The organism is Rhodococcus sp. NPDC003322, from assembly GCF_053589555.1.
Map to the genome: position 1 here is coordinate 1 of NZ_JBSFSC010000005.1, position 18,333 is coordinate 18,333.

17 protein-coding genes are annotated in these 18,333 nt (G+C 70.5%); 16 read left to right on the forward strand and 1 reads right to left on the reverse strand.

Going from position 1 to position 18,333, the window contains the following annotated elements:
• Positions 1–119: 119 nt before the first annotated feature.
• Complete coding sequence (locus ACWDUM_RS19510) at positions 120–821, reverse strand: B-4DMT family transporter (protein ID WP_450135227.1); 702 nt, start codon at positions 819–821, stop codon at positions 120–122.
• A 124-nt stretch (positions 822–945) separates the two neighbouring features.
• On the opposite strand from ACWDUM_RS19510, the gene ACWDUM_RS19515 reads away from it, so the two are divergent.
• The 16 genes from ACWDUM_RS19515 (at position 946) to ACWDUM_RS19590 (ending at position 18,329) form a co-directional block, all read left to right on the forward strand.
• Positions 946–2,052: an aminopeptidase P family protein gene (locus ACWDUM_RS19515; protein ID WP_450135228.1), complete on the forward strand. Its 1,107-nt coding sequence runs from the start codon at positions 946–948 to the stop codon at positions 2,050–2,052.
• A gap of 16 nt (positions 2,053–2,068) precedes the next feature.
• Positions 2,069–2,632: an elongation factor P gene (efp, locus tag ACWDUM_RS19520; protein ID WP_450135229.1), complete on the forward strand. Its 564-nt coding sequence runs from the start codon at positions 2,069–2,071 to the stop codon at positions 2,630–2,632.
• A 1-nt stretch (position 2,633) separates the two neighbouring features.
• Positions 2,634–3,140 (forward strand): transcription antitermination factor NusB, encoded by a 507-nt coding sequence (gene nusB / locus ACWDUM_RS19525; RefSeq protein WP_450115632.1) that lies wholly within the window; start codon positions 2,634–2,636, stop codon positions 3,138–3,140.
• 198 nt (positions 3,141–3,338) lie between these two features.
• Positions 3,339–3,959, forward strand: a complete 621-nt coding sequence (gene pyrR, locus ACWDUM_RS19530) for a bifunctional pyr operon transcriptional regulator/uracil phosphoribosyltransferase PyrR (protein WP_450135230.1) — start codon at positions 3,339–3,341, stop codon at positions 3,957–3,959.
• Positions 3,956–4,900 carry an aspartate carbamoyltransferase catalytic subunit gene (locus ACWDUM_RS19535; RefSeq protein ID WP_450115634.1) on the forward strand — a complete coding sequence of 315 codons (945 nt, stop codon included), beginning with the start codon at positions 3,956–3,958 and terminating at the stop codon, positions 4,898–4,900. Before pyrR ends, ACWDUM_RS19535 begins: the two co-directional genes overlap by 4 nt.
• The gene (locus tag ACWDUM_RS19540; protein ID WP_450135231.1) at positions 4,897–6,198 is read left to right on the forward strand and encodes a dihydroorotase; all 1,302 of its coding nucleotides are present in this window, start codon (positions 4,897–4,899) and stop codon (positions 6,196–6,198) included. The genes ACWDUM_RS19535 and ACWDUM_RS19540 overlap by 4 nt, the downstream gene beginning before the upstream one ends.
• A complete protein-coding gene (locus ACWDUM_RS19545; protein WP_450115636.1) occupies positions 6,195–6,680 on the forward strand; it encodes a PH-like domain-containing protein in 486 nt (161 codons plus the stop codon). Before ACWDUM_RS19540 ends, ACWDUM_RS19545 begins: the two co-directional genes overlap by 4 nt.
• Positions 6,681–6,703: 23 nt before the next feature.
• On the forward strand, positions 6,704–7,870 hold the full coding sequence (gene carA, locus ACWDUM_RS19550; RefSeq protein WP_450115637.1) for a glutamine-hydrolyzing carbamoyl-phosphate synthase small subunit: 1,167 nt from the start codon (positions 6,704–6,706) through the stop codon (positions 7,868–7,870).
• The gene (gene carB, locus ACWDUM_RS19555; protein WP_450135232.1) at positions 7,870–11,217 is read left to right on the forward strand and encodes a carbamoyl-phosphate synthase large subunit; all 3,348 of its coding nucleotides are present in this window, start codon (positions 7,870–7,872) and stop codon (positions 11,215–11,217) included. Before carA ends, carB begins: the two co-directional genes overlap by 1 nt.
• Positions 11,214–12,083, forward strand: coding sequence for an orotidine-5'-phosphate decarboxylase (pyrF, locus tag ACWDUM_RS19560; protein ID WP_450135233.1), 870 nt, complete (start codon positions 11,214–11,216; stop codon positions 12,081–12,083). The genes carB and pyrF overlap by 4 nt, the downstream gene beginning before the upstream one ends.
• 125 nt (positions 12,084–12,208) lie before the next feature.
• Positions 12,209–12,529 (forward strand): integration host factor, actinobacterial type, encoded by a 321-nt coding sequence (gene mihF, locus ACWDUM_RS19565; protein ID WP_050066004.1) that lies wholly within the window; start codon positions 12,209–12,211, stop codon positions 12,527–12,529.
• Positions 12,530–12,603: 74 nt separating this feature from the next.
• The gene (gene gmk / locus ACWDUM_RS19570; RefSeq protein ID WP_450135663.1) at positions 12,604–13,170 is read left to right on the forward strand and encodes a guanylate kinase; all 567 of its coding nucleotides are present in this window, start codon (positions 12,604–12,606) and stop codon (positions 13,168–13,170) included.
• 51 nt (positions 13,171–13,221) lie between these two features.
• On the forward strand, positions 13,222–13,515 hold the full coding sequence (rpoZ, locus tag ACWDUM_RS19575) for a DNA-directed RNA polymerase subunit omega (protein ID WP_378506277.1): 294 nt from the start codon (positions 13,222–13,224) through the stop codon (positions 13,513–13,515).
• A gap of 58 nt (positions 13,516–13,573) precedes the next feature.
• Entirely contained in the window at positions 13,574–14,869 is a 1,296-nt protein-coding gene (gene coaBC / locus ACWDUM_RS19580; RefSeq protein WP_450135234.1) for a bifunctional phosphopantothenoylcysteine decarboxylase/phosphopantothenate--cysteine ligase CoaBC, read from the forward strand.
• Positions 14,870–15,027: 158 nt separating this feature from the next.
• The gene (gene metK, locus ACWDUM_RS19585; RefSeq protein WP_450115641.1) at positions 15,028–16,242 is read left to right on the forward strand and encodes a methionine adenosyltransferase; all 1,215 of its coding nucleotides are present in this window, start codon (positions 15,028–15,030) and stop codon (positions 16,240–16,242) included.
• A gap of 122 nt (positions 16,243–16,364) precedes the next feature.
• Complete coding sequence (locus ACWDUM_RS19590) at positions 16,365–18,329, forward strand: primosomal protein N' (protein WP_450135664.1); 1,965 nt, start codon at positions 16,365–16,367, stop codon at positions 18,327–18,329.
• Positions 18,330–18,333 lie beyond the last annotated feature (4 nt).

Genomic DNA, 18,333 nt, shown 5'->3' on the forward strand with positions numbered 1-18,333 from the left:
ATGCCCTGCTGGCCGACGGCGAGAGGGGCGTCCTGGTCGGGGCGGAGGGCGAGTGCGCGTGGATGTGTGCCCCGCAATGGGCCCGCGGGGGAAGGTCGCTCACGACGGCGTGGTTCTCGTTACTCCTTCGGGGGCTGGACGGCGCGGAACACCTCGGTGTCGGCGGACGCGTCGTCTGTGTGATGGCGGCCCTGCTCGTCGCCATGGCCGGCCGGCCGGAAGATCTCCGTCGGGTTGTCGTCCGAGTAGGGGCCCTCGGCAAACCCGTACCCGTCGCCGCTCTCGTCCGACCACTGATCCTCGTGCGCCCACTGATCGGTCGCCTCGGCGGCACCCGCCGCGCCGACCGCGACCGGCACCTGGGCCGGGGCGGCGACGGCCGCCCGCTCGCCCTTCTCCGCGTCCCGGTGGGCGATGAACCGGCCCACGGCGACCGCGAGCATCGCGGGTACGAACACGAGCAGCAGGGTGAACGCGGCGCCGGAGGTCAGCTCGAAGAACAGCGAGTTCTCGCCGAGCGCGATGTCCGAGACGGCGCCGACGAGCCAGCAGACCGCGCCCGAGAGCAGTCCGGCGACCGCCGCGGCCTTGAGCCACCGCATCGTCAGGTCCGCCTCGTCGCCCTCGGCCGGATGCGCCCGGGCGTCGCGGATGCCGTCGATGCCCGCCCAGACGAGGGCCGCGAGAACGACGACGATGATGCCGAGCCACCGCATCAGGGAGCCGTGCAGGGGCCACGCGGTGATGGCGATTCCGAGCACGACGCGCGTCACGACGTGCACGAAAGCCATACCGAGACCACGAACAATCCAGGGGTTCATGCGGACAGCGTAACGAGCATCACGTTCGCGTTGTGACCCAACCGACACTCGAGGTGACAGACATCCGGCGAATCGGACGATCGCCCTCGTCCGGATCGGGCTCGACCTGTCGTACGTTGAACACATGTCCTCTGCCGACCATGCGGCGCGACGTGCCGCCCTGCGCCACCTGCTCGCCGACCGCGACCTCGACGTTCTGCTGGTCACCGACCTGCTCAACATCCGCTACCTGACCGGGTTCACCGGCTCGAACGCGGCGCTGATCGTCGACCGCGGCGACGAGCGGGGCGCGGAGGACGGCACGATCATCTGCACCGACGGTCGCTACGTCACCCAGGTCGGTGAGCAGGTGCCGGACCTGCGTGCCCTGATCGACCGGTCGAGCGCCGGCGCGCTGGTCCGCAGCCTCGCCGAGCGGGACGGGGTGCGGGTCGGTTTCGAGAGTCACGTGGTGACCGTCGACGCCCTCGCGGCGTGGCAGTCCGCGGCGCCCGACCTGACCCTGACCCGCAGCCCGGGCCTGGTCGAACGGCTGCGTGAGGTGAAGGACGAACACGAGATCGGTCTGCTGCGTCGGGCCTGCGCAGCGGCGGACCTGGCCCTGGCGGTGCTGATCGAGCGCGGGGGCCTCCGGCCGGGTCGGACCGAGCGGGAGGTCGGCCGGGAGCTCGAGTTCCTGATGCTCGAACACGGCGCCGACGGCATCTCGTTCGAGACGATCGTCGCGGCCGGGGCGAACTCGGCGATCCCGCACCACCGGCCCACCGACGCGGTGCTGGCGTCGGGGGACTTCGTCAAACTCGACTTCGGTGCGACCGTCGCGGGGTACCACTCCGACATGACCCGTACCTTCGTGCTCGAGTCGGCGGCGGCCTGGCAGCGCGACGTGTACGACCTGGTGCTGCGCTCGCAGGCGGCAGGCCGGGCGGCGTTGGCGCCGGGCATCGAGGTGGGCGCGGTGGACGCTGCGTCCCGTGCGGTGATCGAGGAGGCGGGCTACGGGGAGCTGTTCCTGCACGGTCTCGGACACGGCGTCGGCCTCGAGATCCACGAAGCGCCGGGGATCGGCAAGGGCGGCACCGGTACACTGCTAGCCGGTGCTGCGGTGACCGTGGAGCCGGGGGTGTACTTCTCCGGGCGCGGAGGCGTCCGGATCGAGGACACCCTCGTGGTTCGCGAGCAGGAGCCGGAGCTCCTCACGCTCACCAGCAAAGATTTGACAATCGTCTAAAGGAGACGCGAAGCCAGTGGCTGACACCAGTGATTTCAAGAACGGGCTCGTGCTGAAGATCGAGGGCCAGCTCTGGCAGATCATCGAGTTCCAGCACGTCAAGCCGGGTAAGGGCCCCGCGTTCGTCCGCACCAAGCTCAAGAACGTGCTCTCCGGCAAGAACGTGGACAAGACCTTCAACGCCGGCGTCAAGGTCGAGACCGCGACCGTCGACCGCCGCGACATGACGTACCTGTACCACGACGGCAGCGACTACGTCTTCATGGACGGCGACACCTACGACCAGATCTCGATCGGCGAGGCCACCGTCGGTGACGGCCACCGCTTCCTGCTGGAGAACATGCAGGTCCAGGTCGCCACGCACGAGGGCGAGCCGCTGTTCGTCGAGCTCCCGGTCACCGTCGAGCTGCTGGTCCAGCACACCGATCCCGGACTGCAGGGCGACCGCTCCACCGGCGGCACCAAGCCCGCAACCCTGGAGACCGGTGCCGAGGTGCAGGTCCCGCTGTTCATCAACACCGGCGACAAGCTCAAGATCGACTCCCGTGACGGCAACTACCTGGGTCGCGTGAACTCGTAGCGTGACCGACAGCAAGAAGAAGTTCGGGGCCCGGCACAAGGCCCGCAAGCGCGCCGTCGACTTCCTGTTCGAGGCGGAGGCGCGTGACCTCGACCCGGTGAACCTCGCGGCCGAGCGTGTCGAGCTGTCCACCAAGGACGACACCGTCGCGCCCGTCAACCCGTACACGGTGACCGTGGTGACCGGCGTCGCGGAGAACCTGGACCGGCTGGACCGGGTCATCTCGGACCATCTGCAGGACTGGACGCTCGACCGGCTGCCCGCCGTCGATCGCGCCATCCTGCGGATCGCGGTCTGGGAACTGTTCCACGCGACCGACGTGCCGCCGGTGGTGGCCGTCGACGAAGCGGTCGAGCTCGCCAAGGAACTGTCCACGGACGAGTCGCCGGGGTTCGTCAACGGCATCCTCGGGCAGGTCGTCCTGGTCGCACCCCAGGTGCGGGCGGCGGCGGCGGCGACCGCGCAGTCTGCCTCGCCGCAGCAGTCGGCGAACACGGACGACGCCTGATCCGAACACCTCGGCTCCGCCTGGCCGAAGGGCACCTTCGTACGGTCCGACCGTACGAAGGTGCCCTTCGGTCGTTCCGGGTGTTGTGGCTGAGCACACCCCGTGCGGGTGCGGGTGATCGAGGCCCGCGCTGATAGGCTGAGCGACGTCAGACATCCTTTAACGACCCGTCCCGAGAGGCGGAGAAGGAGGTCCAGTTTGTCCACGCCTGCCGACTCCTCGGCGCACGAAGAACCCGGGGCGCCCAAGCCCTCCGGCCGCGAGTTGCTCTCCGCAGCCGACGTCGGTCGCACGATCGCCCGGATCGCGCACCAGATCATCGAGAAGACCGCGCTCGACGCGGAGACCGATCCACCTCGGGTGGTGTTGATCGGGATCCCGACCCGCGGCACAACGCTCGCTCACCGCCTCGCGGCGAAGATCGAAGAGTTTTCCGGGATCCGGCCACCGGTCGGTTCCCTCGACATCACCCTCTACCGCGACGACCTGCGTACCAAGCCGCACCGGCCGCTCGAGCGCACCTCGGTGCCGGACGGCGGCGTGGACAGCGCGCTGGTGATCCTCGTCGACGACGTGCTCTTCTCCGGCCGCTCGGTGCGGTCCGCGCTGGACGCGCTGCGCGACCTCGGTCGCCCGCAGGCCGTGCAGTTGGCGGTTCTCGTCGACCGCGGCCACCGCGAACTGCCGCTGCGCGCCGACTACGTCGGCAAGAACGTGCCCACCGCGCGCAGCGAGGACGTCCAGGTGCTGCTGGTCGAACAGGACGGCGTCGATGCCGTCACGCTCAGCAGCGGAGAGAATGAGGGAACCGCCCAGTGAAGCATCTGCTCTCGGTCACCGACCTGACCGCGGAGTCGGCCACCGCACTGCTCGACGAGGCCGAACGATTCCAGCAGGCGCTGCTCGGCCGTGAGGTCCGCAAGCTGCCGACCCTGCGCGGTCGCACCGTGATGACCGTGTTCTTCGAGAACTCCACCCGCACCCGCGTCTCGTTCGAGGTCGCCGGCAAGTGGATGAGCGCGGACGTGATCAACGTCAGCGCCTCGAGTTCGTCGGTGAAGAAGGGGGAGTCGCTGCGCGACACGGCGCTGACCCTGCACGCCGCCGGCGCGGACGCGCTGATCGTGCGACACCCCGCGTCGGGTGCGGCGCACCGGATCGCGGAGTGGACGGGCGCCGACGGCGACGGACCCGCGGTGATCAACGCCGGTGACGGCACCCACGAGCACCCCACGCAGGCGCTGCTCGACGCACTGACCCTGCGTCAGCGGCTCGGCGAGATCGCCGGCAAGCGGATCGCGATCGTCGGCGACATCCTGCACAGCCGGGTGGCCCGCTCGAATGCCTTCCTGCTGGCCATGCTCGGTGCCGAGGTGGTGCTGGTCGCGCCGCCGACCCTGCTCCCCGTCGGGGTGTCCACCTGGCCCGTCTCGGTCTCGCACTCGCTCGACGCCGAACTGCCCGGCCTGGACGCCGTGCTGATGCTGCGGGTGCAGGCCGAGCGGATGAACGGCGGGTTCTTCCCGTCGCCCCGCGAGTACTCGGTCACCTACGGGCTGTCCGAGAAGCGCATGGCGCAGCTGCCCGAGCACGCGGTCGTGCTGCACCCCGGTCCGATGCTCCGCGGCATGGAGATCTCGTCCGCCGTCGCAGATTCACCGAAAACTGCTGTACTGCAGCAGGTTACGAATGGAGTTCACATCCGCATGGCCGTGTTGTTCGGATTGCTGGTCGGAACCGAGGAGGGGGCGGCGCTGTGAGCTCTCCCGAAGTCCTCATCACCGGTGCCCGGATCTACGGCGAGGGCGAGCCGACCGACGTGCTGATCCGCGGTGGCGAGATCGCCGAGATCGGTGCAGGCCTCGAATCACCCGAGGGCGCGACCGTCGTCGACGCCGCGGGCCAGATCCTGCTGCCGGGCTTCGTGGACATGCACACGCACCTGCGCGAGCCCGGCCGTGAGGACACCGAGACCATCGAGTCCGGGTCGGCGGCCGCCGCGCTCGGCGGTTACACCGCGGTGTTCGCGATGGCCAACACCAATCCCGTCGCCGACTCCGTGGTCGTCACCGACCACGTGTGGCGCCTCGGGCAGGAGGTCGGCCTCGTCGACGTCCATCCCGTCGGAGCGGTCACCGTCGGTCTCGCGGGCAAGCAGCTCGCCGAGATGGCGATGATGGCCGGCGGCGTCGGGCAGGTCAAGATGTTCTCCGACGACGGCCACTGCGTCGACGACCCGCTGATCATGCGCCGCGCCCTCGAATACTCCAGTGCGCTCGGCGTCCTGATCGCCCAGCACGCCGAGGAGCCGCGGCTGACCGTCGGTGCCGTCGCGCACGAGGGCCCGACCGCCGCCCGTCTCGGCCTCGGCGGCTGGCCGCGCGCCGCGGAGGAGTCGATCGTCGCCCGGGACGCACTGCTCGCCCGGGACGCGGGCGCCCGAGTCCACATCTGCCACGCGTCCACCGCGGGCACCGTCGAACTGCTGAAATGGGCCAAGGGGCAGGGCATCTCGATCACCGCCGAGGTCACCCCGCACCACCTGCTGCTCGACGATTCGCGGCTCGAGACCTATGACGGCGTGAACCGGGTGAACCCGCCGCTGCGCGAACGCTCCGATGTGGAGGCACTGCGCGCGGCGCTCGCCGACGGCACCGTCGACTGCGTCGGCACCGACCACGCCCCGCACGCCGAGCAGGACAAGTGCTGCGAGTTCGCGCAGGCGCGGCCCGGCATGCTTGGGCTCGAGACCGCGCTGTCGATCATCGCGCAGACCATGGTCGAGCCCGGCCTGCTCGACTGGCGTGGCGTCGCGAAGGTGATGAGCGAACGCCCCGCGGAGATCGTCGGACTGCCCGACCAGGGCCGTCCGATCGCGGTCGGCGAGCCGGCCAACCTGACCCTGGTCGACCCGAGCCGCGAATGGATCGTGCACGGGCCCGACCTCGCCTCGATCGCGAACAACACCCCCTACGAGGCGATGACGTTCGGCGCCAAGGTCACCGCCACGCTGCTGCGCGGCAAGCCGACCGTGCTCGACGGGAAGGTGCAGCGATGAGCCGGGTGCTGATCACCGTCGGGTTCATCGCGGTGTGGGTGCTGTTCGTGGCACTGATGTACTGGGGCTGGAAGGGCCGGGCCAAGCGCCAGCAGGATCGGGTCGGGGAACTGCCCGCGGTGCCGGCCGACCTCGGTGCCCAGCTGATCGCCCCGAGCACCGGGCTGTACGTCGGCAGCACGCTCGCGCCGAGCTGGCAGGACCGGATCGCGGTCGGGGACCTCGGGTTCCGCGCGACCGGACAGCTCAGCCGCCACGAGCGTGGTGTCCTGCTGGAACGCGACGGGGCATCGGCGATCTGGATCCCGCAGGAGTCGATCCGTGCGATCCGCACCGAGCGCGGCCTGGCGGGCAAGGTCATGAGCAAGGACGGCGTCCTGGTGATCCGGTGGGAGCTGCCCACCGGAACGGAGATCGACACCGGATTCCGTGGAGACGACAAGACCGTGTACCCGGTCTGGGTGAACGAAGTGAGCCAGTGATGGCTGCTGAACGGAGAGAAAGCGTGAGCATCGTGCATGGTGGGCCCGCGGCCCTGGTCCTCGAGGACGGACGGATCTTCCGCGGCGTCGAATTCGGCGCCGTCGGACAGACCCTCGGCGAGGCGGTGTTCTCCACCGGCATGACCGGCTACCAGGAGACGCTCACCGACCCCAGCTACCACCGCCAGATCGTGGTCGCCACCGCGCCGCAGATCGGCAACACCGGCTGGAACGGCGAGGACGGCGAGGCGCTGTCCGCCGGACCGCAGGCGTCCGGCGAGTCGAACAAGATCTGGGTCGCCGGCTACGTGGTCCGTGACCCGTCCCGCCGCACCTCCAGCTGGCGATCGACCGGGTCGCTGCAGGACGAGCTGGTCGCCCAGGGCGTCGTGGGCATCGCCGGAATCGACACCCGCGCCCTGGTCCGGCACCTGCGCACCCGCGGCTCGATGCGCGCCGGTGTCTTCTCCGGCAGTGCGCTCACCGATGACGCCACCATGCTCGCGGCCGTCCAGGGCCAGCCGTCGATGCTCGGCGCCGACCTGGCCCGCGAGGTCAGCACCGATGCCGGCTACGTCATCGAACCGATCGGTGGCGAGGCACGGTTCACCGTCGCCGCCATCGACCTCGGCATCAAGACCAACACCCCGCGGATGTTCGCCGAGCGCGGCATCCGCGTGCACGTGCTGCCGTCCACGGCGAGTCTCCAGCAGATCCTCGACCTGAACGCCGATGGAGTGTTCCTGTCCAACGGCCCCGGCGACCCGGCGACCGCGGACGGTGCGGTGCACCTGACCAAGGAGGTCCTCGGACAGGGCCTGCCCCTGTTCGGCATCTGCTTCGGCAACCAGATCCTCGGCCGCGCACTGGGACTGAGCACCTACAAGATGAAGTTCGGTCACCGCGGCATCAACATCCCGGTGGTCGAGCACGAGACCGGCCGGATCGCGATCACTGCGCAGAACCACGGGTTCGCACTCGAGGGCGAGGCCGGTCAGGAATTCGACACCCCGTTCGGTCGCGCCCAGGTCAGCCACACCTGCGCCAACGACGGCGCGGTCGAGGGTGTCCGTCTGCTCGACGGCTCCGCCTTCTCCGTGCAGTACCACCCCGAGGCCGCGGCCGGCCCGCACGACGCCGCGTACCTGTTCGACCGCTTCACCAGCCTGCTCGAAGGAGCCAAGAACTAATGCCACGCCGCACAGATCTTCAGCACATCCTGGTGATCGGTTCCGGACCGATCGTCATCGGCCAGGCCTGCGAGTTCGACTACTCCGGCACCCAGGCGTGCCGCGTGCTCCGCGAGGAGGGCCTGCGGGTCTCGCTCGTCAACTCCAACCCGGCCACGATCATGACCGACCCGGAGTTCGCCGACGCCACCTACGTCGAGCCGATCACCGCCGACTTCGTCGAGAAGGTCATCGCCCGAGAAGCCGAGCAGGGCAACAAGATCGACGCCGTGCTCGCCACTCTCGGCGGGCAGACCGCACTGAACACCGCCGTCGCGCTGCACGAGCGCGGCATCCTCGCCAAGTACGACGTCGAGCTGATCGGCGCCGACTTCGACGCCATCCAGCGCGGTGAGGACCGGCAGAAGTTCAAGGACATCGTCGCCAAGGTCGGCGGCGAGTCGGCCCGCTCGCGGGTCTGCTTCACGATGGAGGAGGTGCGCGACACCGTTGCCGAGCTCGGCTACCCGGTCGTCGTGCGGCCGTCCTTCACCATGGGCGGCCTCGGCTCCGGCATGGCGTACAACGAGAAGGACCTCGAGCGCATCGCCGGTGGCGGCCTGGCCGCGTCCCCGACCGCGAACGTCCTGATCGAGGAGTCCATCCTCGGCTGGAAGGAGTACGAGCTCGAGCTCATGCGCGACGGCCGCGACAACGTGGTCATCGTCTGCTCGATCGAGAACGTCGACCCGGTCGGTGTGCACACCGGTGACTCGGTGACCGTCGCCCCGGCGATGACGCTCACCGACCGCGAGTACCAGAAGATGCGCGACCTCTCGATCGCGATCCTGCGCGAGGTCGGCGTCGACACCGGCGGCTGCAACATCCAGTTCGCGATGGACCCGGCCGACGGCCGCCTCGTCGTCATCGAGATGAACCCGCGCGTGTCCCGCTCGTCGGCGCTGGCGTCGAAGGCGACCGGCTACCCGATCGCGAAGATGGCCGCCAAGCTGGCCATCGGGTACACCCTCGACGAGATCGTCAACGACATCACCAAGGAGACCCCGGCCTGCTTCGAGCCCACGCTCGACTACGTCGTGGTCAAGGCCCCGCGCTTCGCCTTCGAGAAGTTCCCCGGCGCCGACGGCACCCTGACCACCACGATGAAGTCGGTCGGCGAGGCGATGTCCATCGGCCGCAACTTCACCGAGGCGTTCGGCAAGGTCATGCGCTCGCTGGAGACCAAGCGGGCCGGCTACTGGACCGGCCCCGAGGTCGAGGCCGAGAGCCTGGAGGCCCTGCTGAAGGACCTGTCGGTCCCGCAGGACGGCCGCATGTACGGCATCCAGAAGGCCTTCGCGCTCGGCGCGACCGTGGAGCAGCTGTTCGACGCGACCAAGATCGATCCGTGGTTCCTCGACCAGTTCCAGCAGATCCACGAGCTGGGCGAGCAGATCCGCGCCGCCGAGAACCTCGACGAGCCGACGCTGCGCCAGGCCAAGTACCACGGCCTGTCGGACCGCCAGATCGCCGCACTGCGCCCCGAACTCGGCGACGACCGGGCCGGGGAGGACGCCGTTCGTGCGCTGCGCGACGAGTTGAAGGTGCACCCGGTCTACAAGACCGTCGACACCTGTGCCGCCGAGTTCGAGGCCAGGACCCCGTACCACTACTCGACGTACGAGCTGGACCCGAACGCGGAGACCGAGGTCGCCGAACAGCGAGACAAGCCGAAGGTGCTGATCCTCGGCTCCGGCCCGAACCGCATCGGCCAGGGCATCGAGTTCGACTACTCGTGCGTGCACGCGGCGCTGACGCTGTCCGAGGCCGGATACGAGACCGTGATGGTCAACTGCAACCCGGAGACCGTCTCCACCGACTACGACACCGCGGACCGGCTGTACTTCGAGCCGCTGACCTTCGAGGACGTGCTCGAGGTGTTCCGCGCGGAGTCGGCGTCGGGCACCGTCGCCGGCGTCATCGTGCAGCTCGGCGGCCAGACCCCGCTGGGTCTGGCGCGGCGGCTCAAGGAGGCCGGGGTCCCGATCGTCGGCACCAGCCCCGAGGCCATCGACCTGGCCGAGGACCGCGGCGAGTTCGGTCGCGTGCTCACCGAGGCCGGCCTGCCCGCGCCGAAGTTCGGCACCGCCACCACCTTCGACGGCGCCCGCGACATCGCCGCGGGCATCGGGTACCCGGTGCTCGTGCGTCCGTCGTACGTGCTCGGCGGCCGCGGCATGGAGATCGTCTACGACGAGCAGTCGCTGCGGGACTACATCTCCCGTGCCACCGAGATCTCCGACGACCGCCCGGTCCTCGTCGACCGGTTCCTGGAGGACGCCGTCGAGATCGACGTCGACGCGCTGTGCGACGGCACCGAGGTGTACCTCGGTGGCGTGATGGAGCACATCGAGGAGGCAGGCATCCACTCCGGTGACTCGGCCTGTGCGCTGCCGCCGATCACTCTCGGACGCGCCGACCTGGAGAACGTGCGCCGCTCCACCGAGGCCCTCGCGAAGGGCATCGGCGTCAAGGGCCTGCTCAACGTGCAGTACGCGCTCAAGGACGACATCCTCTACGTGCTCGAGGCCAACCCGCGCGCGTCGCGGACCGTGCCGTTCGTCTCCAAGGCGACCGCGGTGCAGCTGGCGAAGGCGTGCGCCCGGGTGATGCTCGGCGAGTCCATCGCCGACCTGCGGGCCTCCGGGGTGCTGCCCGCGAAGGGCGACGGCGGTACCACGCCGGACGGCGCGCCGATCGCGGTCAAGGAGGCGGTGCTGCCGTTCAACCGGTTCCGTCGCGCCGACGGCACCGGCATCGACACCCTGCTGAGCCCGGAGATGAAGTCGACCGGCGAGGTGATGGGCATCGACAAGGACTTCGGTACCGCGTTCGCCAAGAGCCAGACCGCGGCCTACGGGTCGCTGCCGACGAGCGGCCGGGTGTTCGTCTCCGTCGCGAACAAGGACAAGCGGTCGCTGATCTTCCCGGTCAAGCGGCTCGCCGACCTCGGTTTCGAGATCCTCGCGACCGAAGGGACAGCGGATGTTCTGCGCCGCAACGGAATCGAGTGCGAGCAGGTGCACAAGCACTCCGGGGAGACCCTGCCCGAGGGCGCGCTGACGATCGTCGACCAGATCAAGGCCGGCGACGTCGACATGGTGATCAACACGCCGTACGGCAACTCGGGACCGCGCGTCGACGGGTACGAGATCCGCAGCGCGGCGGTGTCGGCGAACATCCCGTGCATCACCACCGTCCAGGGCGCCTCCGCGGCCGTCCAGGGCATCGAGGCGGGTATTCGCGGTGACATCGGGGTGCGTTCGCTGCAGGACCTGCACGCCGTGCTGCGCGAGCAGACCTCGTGACCGAACCCGCTTGGGGCGACCGGCTCCGGACCGCGGTCCGGAGCCGGGGTCGGCTGTGCGTCGGCATCGACCCGCACCCGCCGCTGCTCGAGGCGTGGGGGCTGCCGCGGAGCGCCGCGGGACTCGGGGCGTTCGCCGAGATCTGCGTCGAGGCGTTCGCAGGCGAGGTGGCCCTCGTGAAGCCGCAGGTGGCGTTCTTCGAGGCGTACGGCTCCGCAGGCTTCGCGGTGCTCGAGAGCACGATCGTGGCGTTGCGGGAGGCGGGCACCCTGGTGGTCGCCGACGCCAAGCGCGGCGACATCGGCTCGACGATGTCGGCCTATGCGCAGGCATGGCTCGGCGACGGCTCGCCCCTGGCTTCGGACGCGGTGACGGTGTCGCCGTACCTCGGTTTCGGGGCGCTCGATCCGGCGGTCGCGCTGGCCACCGAGACCGGCAGGGGACTGTTCGCGCTGGCCCGCACCTCCAATCCCGAGGGTGGGGTGTTGCAGGGCGCCAGGACCGCCGCTGACGGCGTTTCCGCTGGGCAGGGTCCGTCCGGTGCCGGGCAGGGGCCGTCGGTGGCCCAGTCGATCGTGGACGCCGCAGTGGCGCAGAACCGTGACGGCAACGACACGGTGGGCCTGGTCGTCGGGGCGACCCGCGGCCATGGCCTGGATTTGTCGGAGTTTTCCGGCCCGATCCTCGCTCCCGGCCTCGGCGCGCAGGGCGCCACCGTGACGGATCTCGCAGAGATTTTCGAAGGATCGCGAGAGTTGTTGCTGCCCAACACTTCTCGAGACGTCCTCAAGCACGGTCCGTCCGTGACCGGGCTGCGAGGGGCGGCGCAGCGGGTCCGCGACGAGGTCGAGGCGGGCCTCGCATAGCCGACCCGGTTCGACGCCGCCGTCCCGGGGGTGGGTTAGCAATCGGCGCCCGGCGTGAGTACGGTCGCTATCGCCCCTGGTTATCCGGGGGTTGTAGACATTGCACACGACGAGACGGAGGAACCGTGGCCCTTCCCCAGTTGACCGATGAGCAGCGCGCTGCTGCTTTGGAGAAGGCGGCTGCCGCCCGTAAGGCCCGGGCTGAGCTCAAGGAGCGCCTCAAGCGCGGCGGCACCGACCTCAAGCAGGTCCTCAAGGATGCCGAGAACGACGAGATCCTCGGCAAGATGAAGGTCTCGGCCCTGCTCGAGGCCCTGCCCAAGGTGGGCAAGGTCAAGGCGCAGGAGATCATGACCGAGCTGGAGATCGCCCCGACCCGCCGCCTGCGCGGCCTCGGCGATCGCCAGCGCAAGGCCCTGCTGACCAGGTTCGATTTCGAGGCCTGAGTTCACAGGTGGCTGACGCATACAACGTGTCAGACCGCGAGACCACCCCGCCGCCCGCGGCGGGGGAGAACGCAGTGCGGAGGGGCCGGCTGGTGGTACTGGCCGGCCCCTCCGCCGTCGGTAAGTCGAGCGTGGTGCGCAAGCTCCACGACCGGCTCCCCGACCTGGTCTTCAGCGTGTCTGCAACGACGAGAGACCCGCGACCCGGCGAGGTCGACGGCCGTGACTACCGGTTCGTCACGCCGGCCGAATTCGATCGGATGATCGCAGACGGCGACCTGCTCGAGTGGGCAGAGATCCACGGCGGACTGCAGCGGTCGGGAACCCCGGCCGCCCCGGTGCGGGCCGCGATGGAGGCCGGACACCCGGTGCTGGTGGAGGTCGACCTGGCCGGCGCCCGCGCCGTCCGGGCCGCGATGCCGGAGGCGGTGCTCGTGTTCATGGCGCCGCCCAGCTGGGAGGAACTGGTCTCGCGGCTGACCTCCCGCGGCACCGAATCCGAGGAAGCCGTCGCGCGGCGATTGGAGACCGCGCGTGTCGAACTCGACGCCCAGGACGAGTTCGACGAGGTGATCGTGAACCACGACGTCGACCGAGCCTGCGACGAGTTGGTATCCTTGTTGGTCGGCAACAAGCGATAGCACCTCTTGTCGTAATTTCGTCTGTTCTCAACCGCACCACCAGGAGACCTAGTGAGCGCAACCACCGTCGCGACCGATCGTCACGGCATCCCGGCCTACGACACCCCGCTGGGCATCACGAACCCGCCGATCGACGAGCTGCTCGAGCGCACCTCCTCGAAGTACGCTCTGGTGATCTACGCGGCCAAGCGGGCCCGGCAGATCAACGACTACTACAACCAGCTCGGCGACGGCATCCTCGAGTACGTCGGCCCGCTGGTCGAGCCGGGCCTGCAGGAGAAGCCGCTGTCCATCGCGATGCGCGAGATCCACTCGGACCTGCTCGAGCACACCGAGGGCGAGTGACCCGCTCCTCTCACAGCGGAGTGACCCACTCCGCCAGCCCCGCACACGTGCGGATACTGTGACGTCCGTGACGGATTCACATTCCGATACCGCCGGTTCACCGCGACGCATCGTCGTCGGGGTGAGCGGCGGTATCGCCGCATACAAGGCATGTTCGATCATCCGCAGCTTCACCGAGGCAGGTCATCACGTCCGCGTGGTGCCGACCGCGGCGGCGTTGGAGTTCGTCGGCAGGGCCACGTTCGAGGCCCTGTCGGGCAACCCGGTGGACACCGAGGTGTTCGCCGACGTACCACAGGTCCCGCACGTGCGGCTCGGGCAGGAGGCCGACCTGGTCGTCGTCGCGCCCGCCACCGCCGACCTGATGGCGCGCGCCGCGCACGGCCGCGCCGACGACCTCCTGACCGCGACCCTGCTCACGGCCCGCTGCCCGGTGCTGTTCGCGCCGGCGATGCACACCGAGATGTGGGAGCACCCCGCCACCGTCGACAACGTCGCCACCCTCCGGTCGCGCGGGGTCGTCGTCATCGAACCGGCGTCGGGCCGGCTGACCGGGAAGGACACCGGCGCGGGCAGGCTGCCCGACCCGGACGAGATCGTCGCGCTGGCGAACCTGCTGATGGAGCGCGCGGACGGGCTGCCGCGCGACCTGGAGGGCAAGCGGATCGTGGTCTCCGCGGGCGGCACCCGCGAGCCACTCGACCCGGTGCGGTTCCTCGGCAACCGGAGCTCGGGCAAGCAGGGCTACGCGATCGCCCGGCTCGCCGCCCAGCGTGGCGCCCAGGTCACCCTGATCGCCGGCTACACCGCGGAGCTGGCCGATCCGGCCGCCGTGGACGTGGTCCGGGTCAAGACCGCGCAGGAGATGAAGGTGGCGGTCGACAGAGCTGCCGGGATCGGCGCCGCCGCCGGTGCTGCAACCGCCGCCGACGCGGTCGTGATGGCCGCCGCGGTGGCCGACTTCCGGCCGTCGACGGTGGCGGCCGCCAAGATCAAGAAGGGCGCCGACGAGCCCGACGTGATCCCGCTGACTCGCAACGACGACATCCTCGCCGGACTGGTCCAGGCCCGCCGCGACGGTGACCTGCCCGCCGGTATCCGGATCGTCGGGTTCGCCGCCGAGACCGGGGACGCGCAGGGCGACGTCCTCACCCATGCCCGGGCCAAGTTCGCCCGCAAGGGCTGTGACCTGCTCGTCGTCAACGCCGTCGGTGACGGCAAGGCGTTCGAGGTGGACAGCAACGACGGCTGGCTGCTCGCCTCGGACGGGTCGGAGCACGCGCTCGCCCACGGCTCGAAGGCGCTGATGGCGAGTCGGGTGCTCGATGCGGTCACCGACCTGCTTTCCGGCTAGCCACGCGGGTTGCGGGTGCCGGGTGAGCCGGATACTCGTACTGTGAAGTCATACGCGGCAACCGGTGCCCGGTTGCCTGATTCGAATTGTTCTTATCCGTACAGCCAGGCACTAGGGTCGTGTCCGGTACACAACGTCAGTTGGTGAGAGGGAGATCTGTGAGCAAGTCCGGTAGTCGGCTATTCACCAGTGAGTCCGTGACCGAGGGTCACCCCGACAAGATCTGTGACGCGATCAGCGACTCCGTCCTCGACGCCCTGCTCGAACAGGATCCGCGCAGCCGCGTCGCAGTCGAGACGCTGGTGACGACCGGCCAGGTGCACGTCGCGGGTGAGGTCACCACCTCCGCCTACGCGGACATCCCGAAGATCGTGCGCGACAAGGTGCTCGAGATCGGCTACGACTCGTCGGCGAAGGGCTTCGACGGCAACTCGTGCGGCGTGAACATCGCGATCGGCGCGCAGTCCCCGGAGATCGCGCAGGGCGTCGACCATTCGCACGAGGCGCGGGTCGAGGGCAGCTCCGACGACGACATCGACCGTCAGGGCGCCGGTGACCAGGGTCTGATGTTCGGGTACGCGTGCACCGACACGCCCGAGCTGATGCCGCTGCCGATCGCGCTCGCGCACCGGCTCTCGCGCCGCCTCACCGAGGTCCGCAAGACCGGCGTGCTGCCGTACCTGCGTCCGGACGGCAAGACCCAGGTCACCATCGAGTACGACGGCGACCGGCCGGTCCGCCTCGACACGGTGGTCGTGTCCACGCAGCACGCCGCCGACATCGACCTGGACAACCTGCTCACCCCGGACATCCGGGAGAAGGTGCTCGGCTCGGTGCTCACGGATCTCGCCAGTGAGACCCTCGACACCTCGAACGTCCGCCTGCTGGTCAACCCCACGGGCAAGTTCGTGCTCGGCGGCCCGATGGGCGATGCCGGCCTGACCGGCCGCAAGATCATCGTCGACACCTACGGTGGCATGGCCCGCCACGGCGGCGGCGCCTTCTCCGGCAAGGACCCGTCGAAGGTGGACCGCTCGGCCGCGTACGCGATGCGCTGGGTGGCGAAGAACGCGATCGCCGCGGGCCTCGCGGACCGCATCGAGGTTCAGGTCGCGTACGCGATCGGCAAGGCCGCCCCGGTCGGGCTGTTCGTCGAGACGTTCGGCACCGAGAAGACCGACCCGGCCCGCATCCAGGCCGCGATCTCGGAGATCTTCGACCTGCGTCCCGGCGCGATCATCCGCGACCTGGACCTGCTGCGCCCGATCTACGCGCAGACCGCGGCGTACGGCCACTTCGGCCGCACCGACGTCGACCTGCCGTGGGAGCACACGGACCGCGCCGAGAAGCTGCGCGCGGCCGCCGGGCTGTAAGTGATCTCTGCGTCGAGCCGCTCACCGATCCCGGTGGGCGGCTCGCGTCTTTGTGCCCGGTGGGGCGCGTGACCGCCGCCCGTGAGGCCGCGGCCGAGCTGCCGGTCGCGCGGGTGCTGCCGATGCTGCCGCTGCCGCACCTGGACCGGGTGTTCGACTACCTGGTCCCGCGCGAGATGGACGAGCAGGCCGAGCCGGGGGTGCGGGTGCGGATCCGGTTCTCCGGGCGCCTGGTCGACGGTTTCCTGCTCGACCGCGCCGCCACGAGCGAGCATCCCGGCAAACTGGGTTACCTGGAGCGCGTGGTGTCGTCCGAACCGGTGCTCACGCCCGAGGTCGCGACCCTCGTCGACGCCGTCGCCGCCCGGTACGCGGGCACCCGCGCGGACGTGCTGCGGCTCGCGATCCCGCCGCGCCACGCGCGGGTCGAGGCCGAACCGGCGCCCGAGCCCGCCGAGGTCACCGCGGACCCCGTGGACCCGCACCCGTGGACGGCGTACCGGCACGGCGACAGCTTCCTGACCGCCCTCGGTGGTGGTCGCGGACCGCGGGCCGTCTGGCAGGCGTTGCCGGGGGAGGACTGGCCGCGGCGGCTCGCCGAACTCGCCGCCGTGGTCGCGCAGGGCGGCCGGTCGACGGTGCTCGTGGTCCCCGACCAGAAGGACCTCGACCGGGTCGCGCAGGCGTGCGTGGACATCCTCGGCGACGATCTGGTGGTGCCGCTCGCGGCGGGCCTGGGACCGGCCGTGCGCTACCGCCGTTGGCTCGCCGCGCTGCGGGGCACCGCGAAGGTGGTGGTCGGCACCCGGAGCGCGGTGTTCGCGCCGGTGCCCGATCTCGGGCTGATCGTGGTGTGGGACGACGGCGACGACCTGCACGCCGAGCCGCGGTCGCCCTACCCGCACGCGCGTGAGGTGGCGTTGCTGCGCGCCCACGGTACCGGCTGTGCGGCAGTGGTCGCCGCACACTCGCGGACCGCGGAGGCGCAGGCCCTCGTGGACACCGGCTGGGCGAACGACCTGGTCGCCGACCGGGCCGTGGTGCGGGCGCGGGCCCCGCAGGTCACCGCGCTCGCCGACAGCGATCACGCGCTCGCGCGGGACCCCGGTGCGAGGGCTGCGCGGCTGCCCGCGATCGCGTTCTCGGCCGCTCGTGAGGCCCTCTCCGCCGGTGCCGGTGTGCTGGTGCAGGTGCCCCGGCGCGGGTACGTCCCCTCGCTCGCCTGCGGCAAGTGCCGCGCTCCGGCCCGGTGCCGACACTGCAACGGTCCGCTCTCGCTGCCTGCCGCCGCCGGGCCGGACGGGGCGGGGACCCCGAGCTGCCGCTGGTGCGGCGTCGCCGACGCGACGCACCGATGCGGCGCGTGCGGTTCGCGGCAACTGCGTGCCGTGGTGGTCGGTGCGGGTCGCACCGCGGAGGAGCTCGGTCGCGCGTTCCCCGGCGTGCCCGTCCGGACCTCCGGGGGTGGCGACGTCCTAACCACGGTGAAACCCGGTGCGGCGCTGGTCGTCTCGACGGTGGGGGCGGAACCGGTGATGCCCGGCGGGTACGGCGCCGCACTGCTGCTCGACGGGTGGGCGCTCCTCGGCCGCGCAGACCTGCGCGCCGAGGAGGAGACCCTGCGCCGGTGGATGACCGCAGGGGCGCTGGTGCGACCGGCCTCCGAGGGTGGCCGCGTGGTCGTGGTCGCGGACGCGTCGATCCCGGTCGTTCAGGCACTGGTGCGCTGGGACCCGGCCGGCGCGGCGCAGTCGCAGCTGGACCAGCGTGCCGAGGTCCGCTTCCCGCCGACCGTGCACATGGCGGCAGTCGACGGCGGACATGCGGCGATCGAGAGTCTGCTCGCGGCGGCGGCGCTGCCGGACGAGGTGGAGGTCCTCGGGCCGGTGCCGCTGCCACCGGGGGAGCGGTTGCCGCTGCACGGTGACGACCCCGAACCGGACGAGGTCGAGCGGATGCTGCTGCGGGTGCCGCGCGGGGCGGGCGGCGCACTGGCGCGGGCGCTCGCACAGGCCCAGTCGGCGCGCAGCGCGCGCCGGGAGCCCGGATCGGTTCGGGTGCAGATCGATCCGCTGCGCGTCGGATGACGCC